This window comes from Mycobacterium branderi (assembly GCF_010728725.1).
Classification (GTDB): Bacteria; Actinomycetota; Actinomycetes; order Mycobacteriales; family Mycobacteriaceae; genus Mycobacterium; species Mycobacterium branderi.
The window spans coordinates 2,762,587-2,777,167 of sequence record NZ_AP022606.1 but is presented as its reverse complement, the minus strand read 5'-3'; the positions used below and the strand labels follow the sequence as shown (position 1 = coordinate 2,777,167).

The following is a 14,581-nucleotide window of genomic DNA, read 5'->3' as shown; positions in this document are numbered from 1 at the left end:
TATTACAGCCGCGCCACCGCCGCGGCGATCCGTTCGTCGGTGGCGGTCAGCGCCACCCGCACATGGCGTGCGCCCCGGGGGCCGTAAAACTCGCCGGGCGCGACCAGAATGCCCCGCTGCGCCAGCCAGCCGACGGTGTCGCGGCAGGGCTCGCCGCGGGTCACCCACAGATACAGCCCGGCCTCGGAATGATCGACGCTGAAACCGGCGGAGCGGAAGGCGGGCAGCAACAGTTCACGCCGACGCCGGTAGCGCTCGCGCTGCTCGCGCTCGTGGTCGTCGTCGTCGAGCGCGGCGACCATGGCGGCCTGCACCGGGGTGGGCACCATCATCCCGGCGTGCTTGCGCACCGCCAGCAGTTCGGCCACCACATGCGGATCACCGGCGACAAACCCCGCGCGGTAGCCGGCCAGCGACGAGCTCTTCGACAGCGAATGCACGGCCAGCAGACCGGTGTGGTCGCCGTCGCAGACCGACGGATCAAGGATCGACAGCGGCTCGGCGTCCCAGCCCAGCCCCAGGTAGCACTCGTCCGACGCCACCAGCGCGCCGCGCTCGCGCGCCCAGCCGACGACCTTGCGCAGGTGATCGACACCGAGCACCCGCCCGGTGGGGTTGCTGGGCGAGTTCACATACACCAGCGCCGGGGTCTGCGGCCCCAATTGGGTAAGTGAGTCGGCGTGCAGCGTTTGCGTCTCGGCCAGCCGCGCGCCGACGTCGTAGGTCGGGTAGGCCAGCTCGGGCACCACGATCAGGTCCGCGGCGCCCAGTCCGAGCAGCGTCGGCAGCCACGCGATCAGCTCCTTGGTGCCGATCACCGGTAGCACCGCCGTCTCGGTAAGCCCGGTGACGCCGAAGCGGCGGCTCAGCGCCTTGACGGCGGCCTCCCGCAACCGGGGGGTGCCGGCGGTGGTGGGGTATCCCGGCGAGGCACTGGCCGCGGCGAGCGCCTCGCGGATCAGCGGCGCAACCGGGTCCACCGGTGTGCCGACGGACAGGTCGACGATGCCGCCAGGATGCGAATCGGCCAGTGCGCGTGCGTCGTTCAGGGTGTCCCAGGGGAACACCGGCAGTAGAGCGGAGGCCGCCGACCGGCGGATCACTGTCTCGCTCAGTCGCCCTCGCCCTGTGGCGGCAGGTCCTTGACCACCTGCGGGTCGTTTTCGGTCATGCCGACCTTCGCCGCACCGCCCGGTGAGCCGAGCTCGGCGAAGAAGTCCGCGTTGATCTGGGTGTACTGGCTCCACTGCTCGGGCACGTCGTCTTCGTAGAAGATCGCCTCGACGGGGCAGACCGGCTCGCAGGCGCCGCAGTCCACGCATTCGTCGGGGTGGATGTACAGCATCCGAGCGCCCTCATAGATGCAGTCGACCGGGCACTCTTCGATGCATGCCTTGTCTTTGATGTCGACGCAGGGTTCGGCGATCGTGTACGTCACGAAGGTCTCCTCCAAGTGCTGTTCAATGACGCGGATCTGTTGGTTACTGATACTAGACGTTGCAGACAAAAAGCAAACACCGCACTGGCTATGCAACTAGTTGCATAGTAGGCTGCCCGGGTGGCCCTCACCCACGCGATCCTGGTCTCGCTGTCCGAGCAATCCGGCTCGGGCTACGAGCTGGCCCACCGATTCGACCGCTCGATCGGCTACTTCTGGACCGCCACCCATCAGCAGATCTACCGCACGCTGCGGGCGATGGAGGACGACGGCTGGGTGCAGGCGACACCTGTGGTCCAACAGGGTCGCCCGGACAAGAAGGTCTACACCGTGTCCGACGCCGGGCGCGCCGAGTTGGCCCGCTGGATCGCCGAGCCGCTCACCGGCCGGGGCAGTGCGCTGGCCGACACCCGCACCCGCGACGTGGCCGTCAAGGTGCGGGGCGCGGCTTACGGCGACGTCGCCGCGCTGCGCACCCAGGTCGCGGCCTTGCGTGCCGAACACGCCGAATTGCTGGACACCTACCGGGGATTCGAGAAAAGACAATTCCCCGATCCGTCGACGCTGCGCGGCGCTGCACTGCATCAATACCTGGTGCTGCGCGGCGGCATCCGCGCCGAGGAGAGCGCGGTCGATTGGCTCGACGAAGTGCTGGCCGCGCTATGACGTATCCAAACCTGTTGTCGCCGTTGGACCTCGGGTTCACCACGCTGCGCAACCGGGTGGTGATGGGGTCGATGCACACCGGGCTGGAAGACCGCGCCCACCACATCGACCGGCTGGCCGAGTATTTCGCCGAACGCGCCCGCAGCGGGGTCGGGCTGATCATCACCGGCGGCTACGCGCCCAACCGCACCGGCTGGCTGCTGCCGTTCGCCTCCGAGCTGGTGTCGTCAGCTCAGGCGCGCCGGCACCGGCGCATCACCCGGGCCGTGCACGACGCCGGCGGCAAGATCCTGCTGCAGATCTTGCACGCCGGTCGTTATGCGTACCATCCGTTTTCGGTGAGCGCATCGTCGATCAAGGCGCCGATCAACCCGTTTCGGCCGCGAGCGCTGTCGTCGCGCGGTGTGCAGACCACGATCGACGATTTCGCCCGCTGTGCCTCGTTGGCCCGCGAGGCGGGCTACGACGGCGTCGAAATCATGGGCAGCGAAGGCTATCTGCTCAACCAGTTCCTGGCGCCCCGCACCAACAAGCGCACCGACGCCTGGGGCGGCACACCGGAAAACCGCCGGCGGTTCCCGGTCGAAATCGTGCGCCGCACCCGTGCCGCCGTCGGGCCGGATTTCATCATCAGCTACCGGATGTCGATGGCCGACTATGTCGAGGATGGCCAGAGCTGGGACGAAGTCGTCGCGCTGGCAACCGAAGTCGAGGCCGCCGGGGCCACGCTGATCAACTCCGGGTTCGGCTGGCATGAGGCGAGGGTGCCGACGATCGTCACCTCGGTGCCGGGCGGCGCGTTCGTCGACATCAGCCACGCCGTCGCCGGCCACGTGAGCATTCCGGTGGTGGCGTCCAACCGGATCAACATGCCGCAGGCCGCCGAACAAATCCTCGCCGACACCGATGTCGCGTTGATCTCGATGGCCCGCCCGCTGCTGAGCGACCCGGAGTGGGTATTGAAAGCCGCCGCCGACCGCGCCGACGAGATCAACACGTGCATCGCATGCAATCAGGCGTGTCTGGACCATGCGTTCGCGCACAAGGCGGTGTCGTGCCTGCTCAACCCGCGGGCCGGCCGCGAGACGCAGCTGGTGCTCGCGCCGACGCGGCGTGCGCGCACGGTGGCGGTAGTGGGGGCCGGGCCGGCGGGCCTGGCCGCCGCGGTCAGCGCCGCGCAACGCGGCCACCACGTCACGCTGTTCGAGGCCAATGACTTCATCGGAGGCCAATTCGACTTGGCCCGAAGGATTCCCGGCAAAGAGGAATTCAGCGAGACGATCCGGTACTTCACCACGATGCTGGCCAAACACGGCGTTACTGTGCGGCTGGGCAGCCGGGTGTCGGTCGAAGAGCTGAGCGGCTACGACGACGTCGTGCTGGCCACCGGTGTGGCACCGCGGATCCCGTCGATCCCCGGGATCGAACACCCGATGGTGCTGACCTACGCGGAAGCCATCACCGGCGTCAAGACGGTGGGTAAGAGCGTGGCCGTGATCGGCGCCGGAGGTATCGGATTCGACGTCAGCGAGTTCCTGGTGACCGAGTCCTCGCCGACACTGAACCTCAAGGAGTGGAAGGCCGAATGGGGTGCGGCCGATCCGCAAGAAGCCCGCGGCGCGCTGGTGGCGCCGATCCCGTCGCCGCCGGCCCGCGAGGTGTACCTGCTGCAGCGCAGCAAGGGCCCGCAGGGCACGCGACTGGGCAAGACCAGCGGGTGGGTGCACCGGGCATCGTTGAAAGCCAAAGGCGTGCAGCAGCTTTCCGGGGTGAACTACGAACGGATCGACGACGACGGGCTGCACATCAGCATCGGGTCGCGGCGGCAACTCCTCGCGGTGGACAACGTGGTGATCTGCGCCGGCCAGGAGCCGGTGCGCGACCTCGAAGAGGGCTTGCGCCACAACGGAATTCAGCCGCACATCATCGGCGGGGCGGCGCTGGCCGTGGAGCTGGACGCCAAGCGCGCGATCCGGCAGGGCACCGAGCTGGCAGCCCGGCTGTAGCCGCCCTTATCGCGCGAGCTGACGCTACCCGCTGAACAGGCCCACGGTTCGGCCCTCGGCGATGGCCGCATCGGCGATCGTCTTGGTCGCTTCTTGCGCGGGAGTGGTCGGCGCCAAGGCCAATGGTTTGTTCAGGGCATACAACTGGAACCGGTAGTGGTGCACCCCGCTGCCGGCCGGCGGGCACGGCCCGAGATACTCCGGCTTGCCGGCGGAGTTCAGGCTGACGCTTGCTCCCTGCGGCAGCGGCCCCAGCTCGGTGGTCGACGCCGGAATGCCGGTGACCACCCAGTGGACATACAGGCCGGACGGCGCGTCGGGGTCGTCGACGACCAAGGCCAGCGACTGGGCACCGGTCGGCACGTTCTGCCACCGCAGCGGCGGCGGCACATTGCGGCCCTTGCAGGAGTATTCGTTCGGAATCTGCGTGTTGTCGGCGAACGCGGGACTGCTCACCGCGAGCTTGGCGGCTTTGGGCGTCGTTACCTGGTTTTGCGGATTCTCTTTTGCTCCGCTGCAGCCGGGGAGCATCAGAATCAGCACCGCAAGAGCGGCCAACGCCGGTCTCATCCCCGTGTGTATACCCGCTCGGCAGTAGCGAGTAAAGGCCTAGTACCCGGCCAGCAGACTTCGCACGCGACCCAGCGTTTTCGGCCCGACGGTGCTGCAGATCCGCGACGGGTCTGCAGGCCGTCGTCCCCACAACAGCAGGACACGGGCCGCCGCGTCCGTTTCCAGCGTGGCCGGCCCGTCGGGGTCAGCGAGTTCGATTCGGACCGAACCGTTTTCGGCCGCGACGACGACGTCGTCGGTGCCGGGTACCCGCAGCCGGGCCTCGATGCGCTCCCCGGGCTCCAGCCGCTTGGCGCCCTTGACCAGCAGCGGCTTTCCCACCGCGATCACACTGTGGGTCGTCATCCAGGGTTCGCCCAGCCGGGCCTGTGCCGCGGCGTCGTCGCCGGTGACGTCCCAGCTGTGCAGCGCGAGTTCTTCGCGCATGTGCTCGGCGAACCACGGCACCTTCATCGTTCGACCGGTCCAGGCCACGTCGGCGTCGGCGGGAACCCGGTCGGCGGCTTCTGCGACCTCGTTGAGCGTGGCCATCCGGTCCTGCAGGGCGTTCCACAGATCCGCGTCGTTCATCGCGCGCAGCGGTCCTTCGCGTTCCTCGAAGCTGCGGGTGCCGACGGGCTGGCCTTCCAGGTGCCCGCGCAGCACCCGGGCCAGTTCCTCGGCATTGCCGGCCTGATGGATGACGATGTCCCGCACCGTCCAGGCCTCGCACCACGTGCCGGCGTCGGGCCGGCGCTGCTGCACGGCATCGACGAACGGTTGCCACTCCGGAAATCGGTCAGTGTCGATCTTTGCGCGCACGACAGAGGTATACCCCTTGCCGCCGGTGGGCGCACATGTGGCCGAAAGGTGACTATGCCGCCAGCGGGGCGTACGTCGTGGTGCGCTGACGGGCGGGACGGCCGATGCCCTCGGCGATTGCGACCAGCTCCGCGACGGTCTTGGCCGAGCCGTGTTCAGAGCCGGCCATCCGCGAGATGGTCTCCTCCATCAGCGTGCCGCCCAAGTCGTTGGCCCCGCCGTTGAGCATGACCTGGGTGCCCTGGGCGCCGAGCTTGACCCAGCTGGTCTGGATGTGAGAGATCCTGCCGTGCAACATTATCCGGGCCAGAGCATGCACTGCCCGATTGTCACGGTAGCTGGGTCCCGGCCGCGACGCACCGGCCAGATACAGCGGCGAACTCTGATGCACGAACGGCAGCGGCACGAATTCGGTGAAACCCCCGGTGCGGTCCTGGATTTCGCGCAGCACGTTGAGGTGGCCCACCCAATGCCGGGGGTTGTCGACGTGGCCGTACATCATGGTCGACGACGACCGCAGCCCCACCTCGTGTGCGGTGGTCACGATTTCGATCCACAACGAGGTGGGCAGCTTGCCCTTGGTGAGCACCCAGCGCACCTCGTCGTCGAGAATCTCGGCGGCGGTGCCGGGGATGGTGTCCAGCCCGGCCTCGCGCAGGCTGATCAGCCACTCCCTGATCGAAAGCCCGCTGCGGGTAACGCCATTGGCAATCTCCATCGGCGAGAACGCATGCACGTGCATCGACGGCACCCGCTGCTTGACGGCGCGCACCAGATCGGCGTAGCCGGTGACCGGCAACTCCGGGTCGATGCCGCCCTGCATGCACACCTCGGTCGCCCCGGCGACATGAGCCTCCCACGCCCGGTCGGCGACCTCGGCCGTCGACAGCGAATACGCGTCGGCGTCACCCTTGCGCTGGGCGAACGCGCAGAACCGGCAACCGGTGTAGCAGATGTTGGTGAAGTTGATGTTGCGGTTCACCACGAACGTCACGTCGTCGCCGACCGCATCGTGGCGCAGCGAATCCGCCAGCGCCGCAACAGCGTCCAGCGCGGGGCCATCCGCACAAGCCAACGCGAGGTATTCCGCATCGCTGAGGCCGGCCGGGTCGCGCTCGGCTGAGCGCAGCGCCGCCAACACATCGGTGTCGATGCGTTCGGGGGCGCGGGCCGCCAGCTCGTACACATGCGCGCGGATCGAATCCCAGTCCCCGAAAGCACTGTCGAGGTCACTGCGGGCATCCGCAGCACGGCCCGCCACATCGATGGCCGCGTGCAGATCCACCCGGCCGGTGGACGCCACGTCGTCGGGCTCCTGCCACGGCAAGCCGACCGGGTTGACGTCGCGGGCCCAACCCGTGGCCGGATCGGCTAGCGCCGCAACATGTTCGCGTACCCGCGGGTCGATCCACGCGGCCCCGGCCTGCACGTACTTGGGGTGCGCGGTCAGCCGCTGCACCAGCTCGTAGCCCGCCTCGGCCGTCACCGCGGCCAGCTCGTCCAGCGCGGGCCACGGCCGTTCCGGGTTGACGTGGTCGGGTGTCAGCGGCGAGACGCCGCCCCAGTCGTCGACTCCGGCGGCGATCAGCGCCAGGCACTCCTCGCGCGACACCAGGTTCGGCGGCGCCTGGATGCGCATGCCAGGACCGAGCACCAGTCGCGCGACGGCCACCGTCGCAACGAAGTCGTCGATGCCGGCGTCGGGCACCGCGGCCATCGCGGTGTGTTCTTTGGCCCGGAAGTTCTGCACGATCACTTCCTGGACATGGCCGAACTCCTTGTGCGACTTGCGGATCGCATGCAACGTCTCCGCTCGCTCAACCAGCGTTTCGCCGATGCCCACCAGCAGGCCCGTGGTGAACGGAATCGAGAGCCGCCCGGCATCGGTCAATGTGCGCAGCCGCACCTCGGGGTCTTTGTCCGGACTGCCGTAGTGGGCGAGCCCGCGAGTCTCGAACAGCCGCCGCGACGTCGTCTCGAGCATCATGCCCATCGACGGCGCTACCGGCTTGAGCCGCGACAGCTCAGCCCAGCTCATCACGCCCGGATTCAGGTGCGGCAGCAGGCCGGTTTCCTCCAATACCCGGATCGCCATCGCCCGCACGTAGGACAGCGTGGAGTCGTAGCCGCGTTCCTCGAGCCATTCCCGCGCCTCGGGCCAGCGATCCTCGGGCCGGTCACCGAGCGTGAATAACGCTTCCTTGCAACCGAGTTCGCCGCCGCGCCGGGCGATGTCGAGGATTTCGTCGGGCTCCAGATACATGCCGGCACCCCGCGCCCGCAGCTTGCCCGGAACGGTCACGAACGTGCAGTAGTGGCACGTGTCCCGGCACAGATGCGTCACCGGGATGAACACTTTGCGCGAGTAGCTGATAGGCAGCCGTCCACCGGGGCCTCGCCGTCCCGCCGATTCCAGCCCTGCGTCGCGCACCCGCGCGGCGCTGTGGCACAGGTCGGCCAGATCTTCGCCGCGTGCGGTCATCGCGGTTGCGGCTTCGTCGACGTTCAGCGCGACGCCGTCGCGGGCCCGCCGCAACACTCGGCGCAGCGCAGACGACGGCACCACAGGGGTCGGCAGGTCATCCGGGGTCAACGGCACGTTGGTGTAACTTCCGCCCGATCGAATTTCATCCGCAGTCCTGCCATAGGGGCCAACAGTAATCCCGGGCCGCACCGCTAGGTCTGGTCCCCCGACCTCTGCGCCCTTCGCCGCCACAGCACCCAGCCGGGTGGCAGCACACCGAGCACGATCAGCAGCAGCGCGCCGTAGGCCATGACTCCGCGGCCGCCCAGGATGACGTCGTCGCCGGGGCCGCCGAACGTCATCGCCGCAACCGTCAGCAACCACGTCCACAGCGGCAGCGCGGCCACCCGCACGGACGTGGTCCACCGTTCGGCCGCCCACACCAGCGCCGCGTTGACCAGGCCACTGATCAACGCACTGACGGGAAACGGAACGGAGCCGATGTAGGAGGGCAGCAGCAGCGCGCCGGCGATTGCGGAGAGAATGCCGTCGACGGCCAGCAACGTGAGGACGACGAGGCGAATGGCGGGATCCGTCGCGCCGGTGTCGTCGACCGGTCCGGCGCTCGGCTTGGTGGTGGTCAGGTGGGAATGCTGTCCAGTTGCGCGACCAGCGATCCGATTACCCACTGGAAGCTGTCGAGTCGGTCCTGCCAATGCTGCTGGTTGTAGTCCAGATCAGGATCCATCCCAAGTCCTTCCTCGGCTGCCTGGTCAGCAGCCTACCGCGTGGCCGAGTCCGGCGAGCAGATCGGTTTCCCAGCCGCGTTCGTCGCGCGCTCCCGCGGCGCCACCGGCCAGCACGTAGTGCTCCTGGCCGAGGATGGGCAGGGCCAGATTGTTCGACAACGCGCACGCTCGTCCGGTCGGCCCGACGACCACCTGGGTGGCGTGCGCGGCCAGCGCCGCCCGCTTGGCCGGGAGCGCGTGCTCGGCGTCGACGACGGCGTCGATGTCCTCGTCGGCGTAGCCCATACCGTCGAAGTCCGAGACTTCGCCGGTCGGCAGCGTCCATTCGGGCCGCAGATCGTCGGGCGTCAGCGCGGCCCAGCCCGCCAGGAAGGCACTTCTGGCGATGACGGTCCAGTAGAGCTTCGGCACCGACCAGGGCGCGCCCGGATAGTCGTCGGTGCCGGCGGCCGCGACCGCGGCCGTGGTGACGACATGGGCGTGGATGTGGTCGGGGTGACCGTATCCGCCGTTGGGGTCGTAGGTCACCACGATGTGCGGGCGCAGCTGGCGAATGAGCGCGACGAGTGCGCCGACGGCTTCGCGTTCGTCGGCGTCGACGAAACGCTGCCGGCGGCGCGACGGCGTGCCGGCCATGCCGGAGTCACGCCAGCGTCCCGCACCGCCCAGGAAGATCGGTTCGCCGACGCCCAGGGCTTGCAAGGCTGCGGTGAGCTCGCCAATGCGGTAACCGCCGAGCTGGTCGGCGTGATCGACCGCCAGCTGCGCCCAGCGGTCGCCGATGACCTCACCCTCCTCGCCGAGCGTGCAGGTGACGACGTGCACCTGGGCGCCGCGCGCGGCGTAGTGGGCGATGGTGGCGCCGTTGGTCAGGGTTTCGTCGTCGGGATGCGCGTGCACGAACAACAGTCGCGGCGTCTCCTGCATGCAGGCACCATACCCAGTGCAAAACGCTTGGGCCGCAGCCATAGTCCGACGCCAACCGTCCGCAAAAAGAAACGCTAACGACTACTATCAGGGAATGGGCCAGCAGAGCAGCACGATCCGCACCCGCCGGCGCGGTAAAGAACTCGAGCACGCGCTGTACGACGCTGCGCTGGCCGAACTGACCGCCGTGGGCTACGCCGGGCTGACCATGGAGGGGATCGCCGCGCGGGCCCGCACCGGCAAGGCTGCGCTATATCGCCGTTGGCCGAGCAAGTATGCGCTGGTGCAGGACGCGCTGCTGTATGCGCTGCCGCCGTTGCCCGAGCCGCGCGAGGACCGGTCGGCCCGGGAGAACCTGCTCGTCGTGTTCACCGCGCACTGCGACGTGCTGGCCGGCAAGACGGCGTTTCCCAGCCTGGCCATCATGGGCCAGCTCATTCACGAACCCGAGCTTCGCGCGATCTTCGCCGACGCGGTGGTGACGCCCCGCCTGCGGATCATCGAGTCGATCCTGCGCGCGGGCGAGCAGAATGGCGAAATCGACCCCGCGACGCTGACTCCGCTGACGGCGCGGGTGGGCCCGGCGTTGATCAACCAGCATCTGATGCTCACCGGCGCCCCGCCGAACAAGCGTCAACTCTTACGCATCGTCGATACCGTGATCCCGCTTTCGGCGCCGGCGCACGTCTAATTACGTTGCGCCGCAAAGCAGTTACTGCGCCGTCTTCACCCACTGTCCGGCGTCGCCGACGATACCCACCGGGACCGCTCCGGACAGGCTCACATTGAGCACGCTCGGTCCGGCCGCAACGATCGTGGTGTCCTGCAGGATCGGCAGCACCGTCGACATGTTCCACAGTCGCGGCTCGACGGCGTTGATCACGTCGTTGATGTTCTTCGTGCCGTTCAGCGCGGCATCGATATTCGACTGAATGCTGTGGTCGCAGATCCCGGTGATGTTCGACGGCGCCTGCACCAGCGCACCGGGCTCCGGTGTGCGGCTCGCTGTGGTCGGCGTCTGGCTTCCGGCGGTGGGCGCCGGCGCCGGCTTGGACGTCGGCGACGTGTCCGATGCGGTGACCGGCGCCGGCGCCGACGTCGACACCGCCGTCGCCTCCAGCGCGGGACAGCCGAACCGCGACGCCAGCAGCGTCGCCAGGTTTCCGCCGGCTTGGCGCCACCCGACGATGGCATCGACCCGATTGTCGACCAGCGCGTCGCGGTAGAGCACCACCGGATCGAGCCCCAGCACGGTCGCGGCGATGCCGACGTTGCGTAACTGGTCGGCGGCGGTGTTGGCGACGGCGACCGCGGTCGGATCGTTCGACGCCACACCGATGACCAGGGACAGCTGATTTCCGTCCTTGCTGATCCGGCCGCGGGTGACCTCCGGCGGCCCGGTGTTCGCCGGCGCGGTGCCATCCGGTGGCGCCACCGCCGGGGAGGTGTCGTTTTCGATCTGGTACCCGGCCGACTGCAGCAGCCCCAGCGCGGTTGCCTGGCTCATTGCCGGCGGCGCCGTCGGCACATAACCGGGGTCGCTCGGCGAGCGGATCTGCGCCTGGTCCAGCGTGACGGTGTTGTCGCTGCCGGCTCCCACGGCGGCGAGCAGGTCGACGTCGAGCAGCCCGAAAATCGCTTTGCGCACTTGGGAATCCGCCAGCTTGGGCACGTTCGCGCGCAGCGTGAGCTGCATGACCCGCGGTGTCATGATCCGGGCGGTCCGCACGTCCGGGATCGCCGACAGCTGCGCGAAGGCCGCCGAACCGCCGTGCACCTGGGCCACCTGGGTATCGCCGTTGCGGATGGAGTCGGCCAGCGCCGCCGGAGCCCCCGCCCGCCGGAACAGGATCAGGTCCGGTTTGGCCGGCGGGCCCCAGTACCGGTCGTTGCGGGCGAGCAGTATCTCGTCGCGCTGTGGGTCGATGTTTTCCACCCTGAACTGTCCGCCGGTGACCGGCAGGGCACGCACCAGCCCGGCGGGGAAACCGCCCGGCACGTCCTTGACGATGTGGGCCGGCAGGATGTTGCTGAACAGCTCCCGCCAGGCCGGATACGGCCGGGAAAACGTGACCACGGCCTGCTTGCCGCCGTCGATCGACTGCACGCCGGTGATCAGGTCGTAGCCGGCCGGGTCCACCACACCGGGCTGGCCGACCATCTGCCGCCACAGGTACCAGAAGTCGTCGGCGGCGATCGGCGCGTTGTCGGTCCACGACGCCTCGGGCCGGATCTTGTAGGTGACCGTGAACGGGTTGTCGTTGGTCACGTCCGCCGATACCAGCAGCGTCGGGTCCATCTCCCAGCGCGACCCGGTCGGGGTGTTCGGGTCAGGCACGGGCCGGAACGCGCTTGGCAGCACCAGCGCGCTGATCGCCGCGTTGACTGCTGACAGATCGGACACCAGGTGCGGATTGAAACCGGCGCCAATCGAGTCGATGCCCATGATGATCTGCGTGACCCGATGCGGCGGCGGAGCGGTGCTCTTCGACGTCTCGGTGCTCTGCGGCGCCGGCGGCGGGCTAACCGTGCAGCCCGAGACCAGCAGCGCCAACGACGAGATCAGCGCGCCGATCCGGAACCGGGTGCGGCGGGCTGGTTTCGGCACGCCCCACAGGGTATCGGGATGCGGTCGGGGCGATAGCCCCATCTACGCCCGGGCCTTGGCGCGGGCGCGGCTGCGGGCCCGGGCGGTGGCGTCCAGTTCGACCTTGCGGACGCGCACCACCTCCGGCGTCACCTCCACGCACTCGTCGGGCCCGCAGAACTCCATGGCCTGCTCGAGGTCGAGCTCGATCGGCTTGGCCAGCGTCTCGATGACGTCGGCGGTCGACGAGCGCATGTTGGTCAGTTTCTTCTCGCGGGTGACGTTGATGTCGAGGTCTTCGGGCCGCGGGTTGACGCCGACGACCATGCCCTCGTAGGTGTCCTGCCCGGGCTCGACGAAGAATTGCCCGCGATCGGCCAACTGCAGCAGCGCGAACGGCGTGATGGTGCCCGAGCGGTCGGAGACCAGCGACCCGGTATGCCGGGACCGGATCTCACCCGCCCACGGCTTGTAGCCGTCGAACACCGCGTTGCCGATGCCGGTGCCGCGGGTCTCGGTGAGGAAGTCGGTGCGCCATCCGATCAGCCCGCGGCTGGGCACCACGAAATCCATTCGTACCCAACCTGTTGCGTGGTTGGCCATCTCCACCATCCGGCCCTTGCGGGCGGCCATCAGTTGGGTGATCGCGCCGACGTACTCCTCAGGGCAGTCGATGGTCAACGCCTCGAACGGCTCGTGCAGCTTGCCGTCGATGGTCTTGGTCACCACCTGCGGCTTGCCGACCGTGAGCTCGAAGCCCTCCCGGCGCATCTGCTCGACGAGCACGGCCAGCGCCAGCTCGCCACGGCCCTGGACCTCCCAGGCGTCGGGGCGGCCGATGTCGAGCACCCGAATCGAGACGTTGCCTACTAGCTCGGTGTCCAACCGCGACTTGACCATTCGCGCGGTCAGCTTGTGCCCGGACACCTTGCCCGCCAGCGGCGAGGTGTTGGTCCCGATGGTGACCGAGATGGCCGGCTCGTCAACAGTTATGCGCGGCAACGCTTTCGGTTCCGCAAGGTCGGCGAGCGTGTCGCCGATCATGATGTCCGGGATGCCGGCGACGGCGACGATGTCGCCGGCGATGGCCTCCTCGGTCGGTGAGCGCTCGACGCCCTCGGTGGCCAGCAGCTCGGTGATCTTCGCAGTGGCGGGGCCGATTTCACGCAACCACGCCACCTGCTGGCCCTTGCGCAGCCGGCCGTTGTAGATGCGGACCAGCGCCAGCCGGCCCAGGAACGCCGACGCGTCGAGGTTGGTCACCAGTGCCTGCAGCGGTGCGTCCGGGTCACCGGACGGCGGTGGAATGTGTTGCAGCAGAACGTCGAACAGCGGATCGAGGTTGTCGCCGTCGGGCACCTGCCCGTCGGCGGGCTGCGCCGTGCTGGCCACCCCCGCGCGCCCGGACGCGTACAGCGTCGGCAACCCGAGTGCTTCCTCGGCGGCCTTGGCGGCCTCGTCGTCGAGATCCGCGGCGACGTCGAGCAGCAGGTCGTGGCTGGCCTCGACTACTTCGGCGATCCGGGCGTCGGGCCGGTCGGTCTTGTTGACGACGAGAATCACCGGCAGATGCGCGGCCAGCGCTTTGCGCAGCACGAACCGGGTCTGCGGCAGCGGGCCCTCGGAGGCGTCGACCAGCAGCAGCACCCCGTCGACCATCGACAGGCCGCGCTCCACCTCCCCGCCGAAGTCGGCGTGCCCGGGGGTGTCGATGACGTTGATCACGGTCACCGTCCCGTCGCTGTGATGGCGGTGCACGGCGGTGTTCTTGGCCAGGATCGTGATGCCTTTTTCCCGCTCCAGGTCGCCGGTGTCCATCACGCGTTCGGTCAGGCCGCCTCGTTCGTGCAGCGCTCCCGACTGCCGCAGCATGGCGTCGACCAGGGTGGTCTTGCCGTGGTCGACGTGCGCGACGATGGCGACGTTACGGAATTGCACCGGGCGATTCTGCCAGGCTGCCGGCTTCTCGCCCAATCTGGCCGATGCTGAGCCGTTCGACCTCTTCGGCATGCATCGCGGTCAGCGCCTCGAGGCGCTCGGCACCGTCATCGGTGAGCTGCAGGCGGATCACCCGGTGATCGTCGCTGTCGCGCACCCGCGCCACCAGCCCGGCGGCCGCGGCCCGCTGGATCAGCTCACCGGCGCTGTGGTGGCGCAGCAGCAGGTACTCCGCCACATCCCCGATCGTCGGCCCGCGCCGGTCGGCATGGCCGCGGATCGCCAGCAGCAGCTGGTGCTGCATGGGTGTCAGCCCGGCAGCCTGGGCCTGCTCGGCGCTCCACCGCTCGAACCGGCGCAACTCGGTCCGTAGCCGCAGCAACCGTGCGTAGACGTCGTCGGGCAGACCCATATCTGCCACGATATGACGCT

General features: G+C 68.8%; 13 protein-coding genes. 3 read left to right on the top strand and 10 right to left on the bottom strand.

What is annotated here, in order from left to right; translation table 11 throughout:
* Window positions 1-2: 2 nt before the first annotated feature.
* The gene (gene dapC, locus G6N47_RS14305) at window positions 3-1,100 is read right to left on the bottom strand and encodes a succinyldiaminopimelate transaminase (RefSeq protein ID WP_083134730.1); all 1,098 of its coding nucleotides are present in this window, start codon (window positions 1,098-1,100) and stop codon (window positions 3-5) included.
* Between the two features lie 11 nt (window positions 1,101-1,111).
* Window positions 1,112-1,438 (bottom strand): ferredoxin, encoded by a 327-nt coding sequence (fdxA, locus tag G6N47_RS14300; protein WP_045380648.1) that lies wholly within the window; start codon window positions 1,436-1,438, stop codon window positions 1,112-1,114.
* Between the two features lie 120 nt (window positions 1,439-1,558).
* Between fdxA and G6N47_RS14295 the strand changes: the two genes are divergently transcribed.
* Both G6N47_RS14295 and G6N47_RS14290 read left to right on the top strand, forming a co-directional pair.
* Window positions 1,559-2,104: a PadR family transcriptional regulator gene (locus G6N47_RS14295; protein WP_083134714.1), complete on the top strand. Its 546-nt coding sequence runs from the start codon at window positions 1,559-1,561 to the stop codon at window positions 2,102-2,104.
* Window positions 2,101-4,110 (top strand): NADPH-dependent 2,4-dienoyl-CoA reductase, encoded by a 2,010-nt coding sequence (locus tag G6N47_RS14290; protein ID WP_083134715.1) that lies wholly within the window; start codon window positions 2,101-2,103, stop codon window positions 4,108-4,110. Before G6N47_RS14295 ends, G6N47_RS14290 begins: the two co-directional genes overlap by 4 nt.
* Before the next feature lie 24 nt (window positions 4,111-4,134).
* Here G6N47_RS14290 and G6N47_RS14285 read toward each other — a convergent pair whose 3' ends face one another.
* The 5 genes from G6N47_RS14285 to mshB form a co-directional block, all read right to left on the bottom strand.
* The gene (locus G6N47_RS14285; protein ID WP_083134716.1) at window positions 4,135-4,680 is read right to left on the bottom strand and encodes a YbhB/YbcL family Raf kinase inhibitor-like protein; all 546 of its coding nucleotides are present in this window, start codon (window positions 4,678-4,680) and stop codon (window positions 4,135-4,137) included.
* A gap of 39 nt (window positions 4,681-4,719) precedes the next feature.
* Window positions 4,720-5,484 (bottom strand): maleylpyruvate isomerase N-terminal domain-containing protein, encoded by a 765-nt coding sequence (locus G6N47_RS14280; protein ID WP_083134717.1) that lies wholly within the window; start codon window positions 5,482-5,484, stop codon window positions 4,720-4,722.
* Window positions 5,485-5,536: 52 nt separating this feature from the next.
* The gene (locus tag G6N47_RS14275) at window positions 5,537-8,083 is read right to left on the bottom strand and encodes a bifunctional FO biosynthesis protein CofGH (protein WP_083134718.1); all 2,547 of its coding nucleotides are present in this window, start codon (window positions 8,081-8,083) and stop codon (window positions 5,537-5,539) included.
* Between the two features lie 77 nt (window positions 8,084-8,160).
* The gene (locus G6N47_RS14270) at window positions 8,161-8,592 is read right to left on the bottom strand and encodes a hypothetical protein (RefSeq protein ID WP_083134731.1); all 432 of its coding nucleotides are present in this window, start codon (window positions 8,590-8,592) and stop codon (window positions 8,161-8,163) included.
* Between the two features lie 129 nt (window positions 8,593-8,721).
* A complete protein-coding gene (mshB, locus tag G6N47_RS14265; RefSeq protein WP_083134719.1) occupies window positions 8,722-9,624 on the bottom strand; it encodes an N-acetyl-1-D-myo-inositol-2-amino-2-deoxy-alpha-D-glucopyranoside deacetylase in 903 nt (300 codons plus the stop codon).
* A 94-nt stretch (window positions 9,625-9,718) separates the two neighbouring features.
* Here mshB and G6N47_RS14260 point away from each other — a divergent pair, with 94 nt between their 5' ends.
* The gene (locus G6N47_RS14260; protein WP_083134720.1) at window positions 9,719-10,315 is read left to right on the top strand and encodes a TetR/AcrR family transcriptional regulator; all 597 of its coding nucleotides are present in this window, start codon (window positions 9,719-9,721) and stop codon (window positions 10,313-10,315) included.
* Window positions 10,316-10,336: 21 nt separating this feature from the next.
* Here the strand turns inward: G6N47_RS14260 and G6N47_RS14255 are convergent, their stop codons facing one another.
* The 3 genes from G6N47_RS14255 to G6N47_RS14245 are packed head-to-tail and all read right to left on the bottom strand — an operon-like array spanning window position 10,337 to window position 14,561.
* Window positions 10,337-12,274 (bottom strand): ABC transporter family substrate-binding protein, encoded by a 1,938-nt coding sequence (locus tag G6N47_RS14255; protein ID WP_083134721.1) that lies wholly within the window; start codon window positions 12,272-12,274, stop codon window positions 10,337-10,339.
* The gene (typA, locus tag G6N47_RS14250; protein ID WP_083134722.1) at window positions 12,275-14,149 is read right to left on the bottom strand and encodes a translational GTPase TypA; all 1,875 of its coding nucleotides are present in this window, start codon (window positions 14,147-14,149) and stop codon (window positions 12,275-12,277) included.
* On the bottom strand, window positions 14,136-14,561 hold the full coding sequence (locus G6N47_RS14245; protein WP_083134723.1) for a MarR family winged helix-turn-helix transcriptional regulator: 426 nt from the start codon (window positions 14,559-14,561) through the stop codon (window positions 14,136-14,138). The genes typA and G6N47_RS14245 overlap by 14 nt, the downstream gene beginning before the upstream one ends.
* Window positions 14,562-14,581 lie beyond the last annotated feature (20 nt).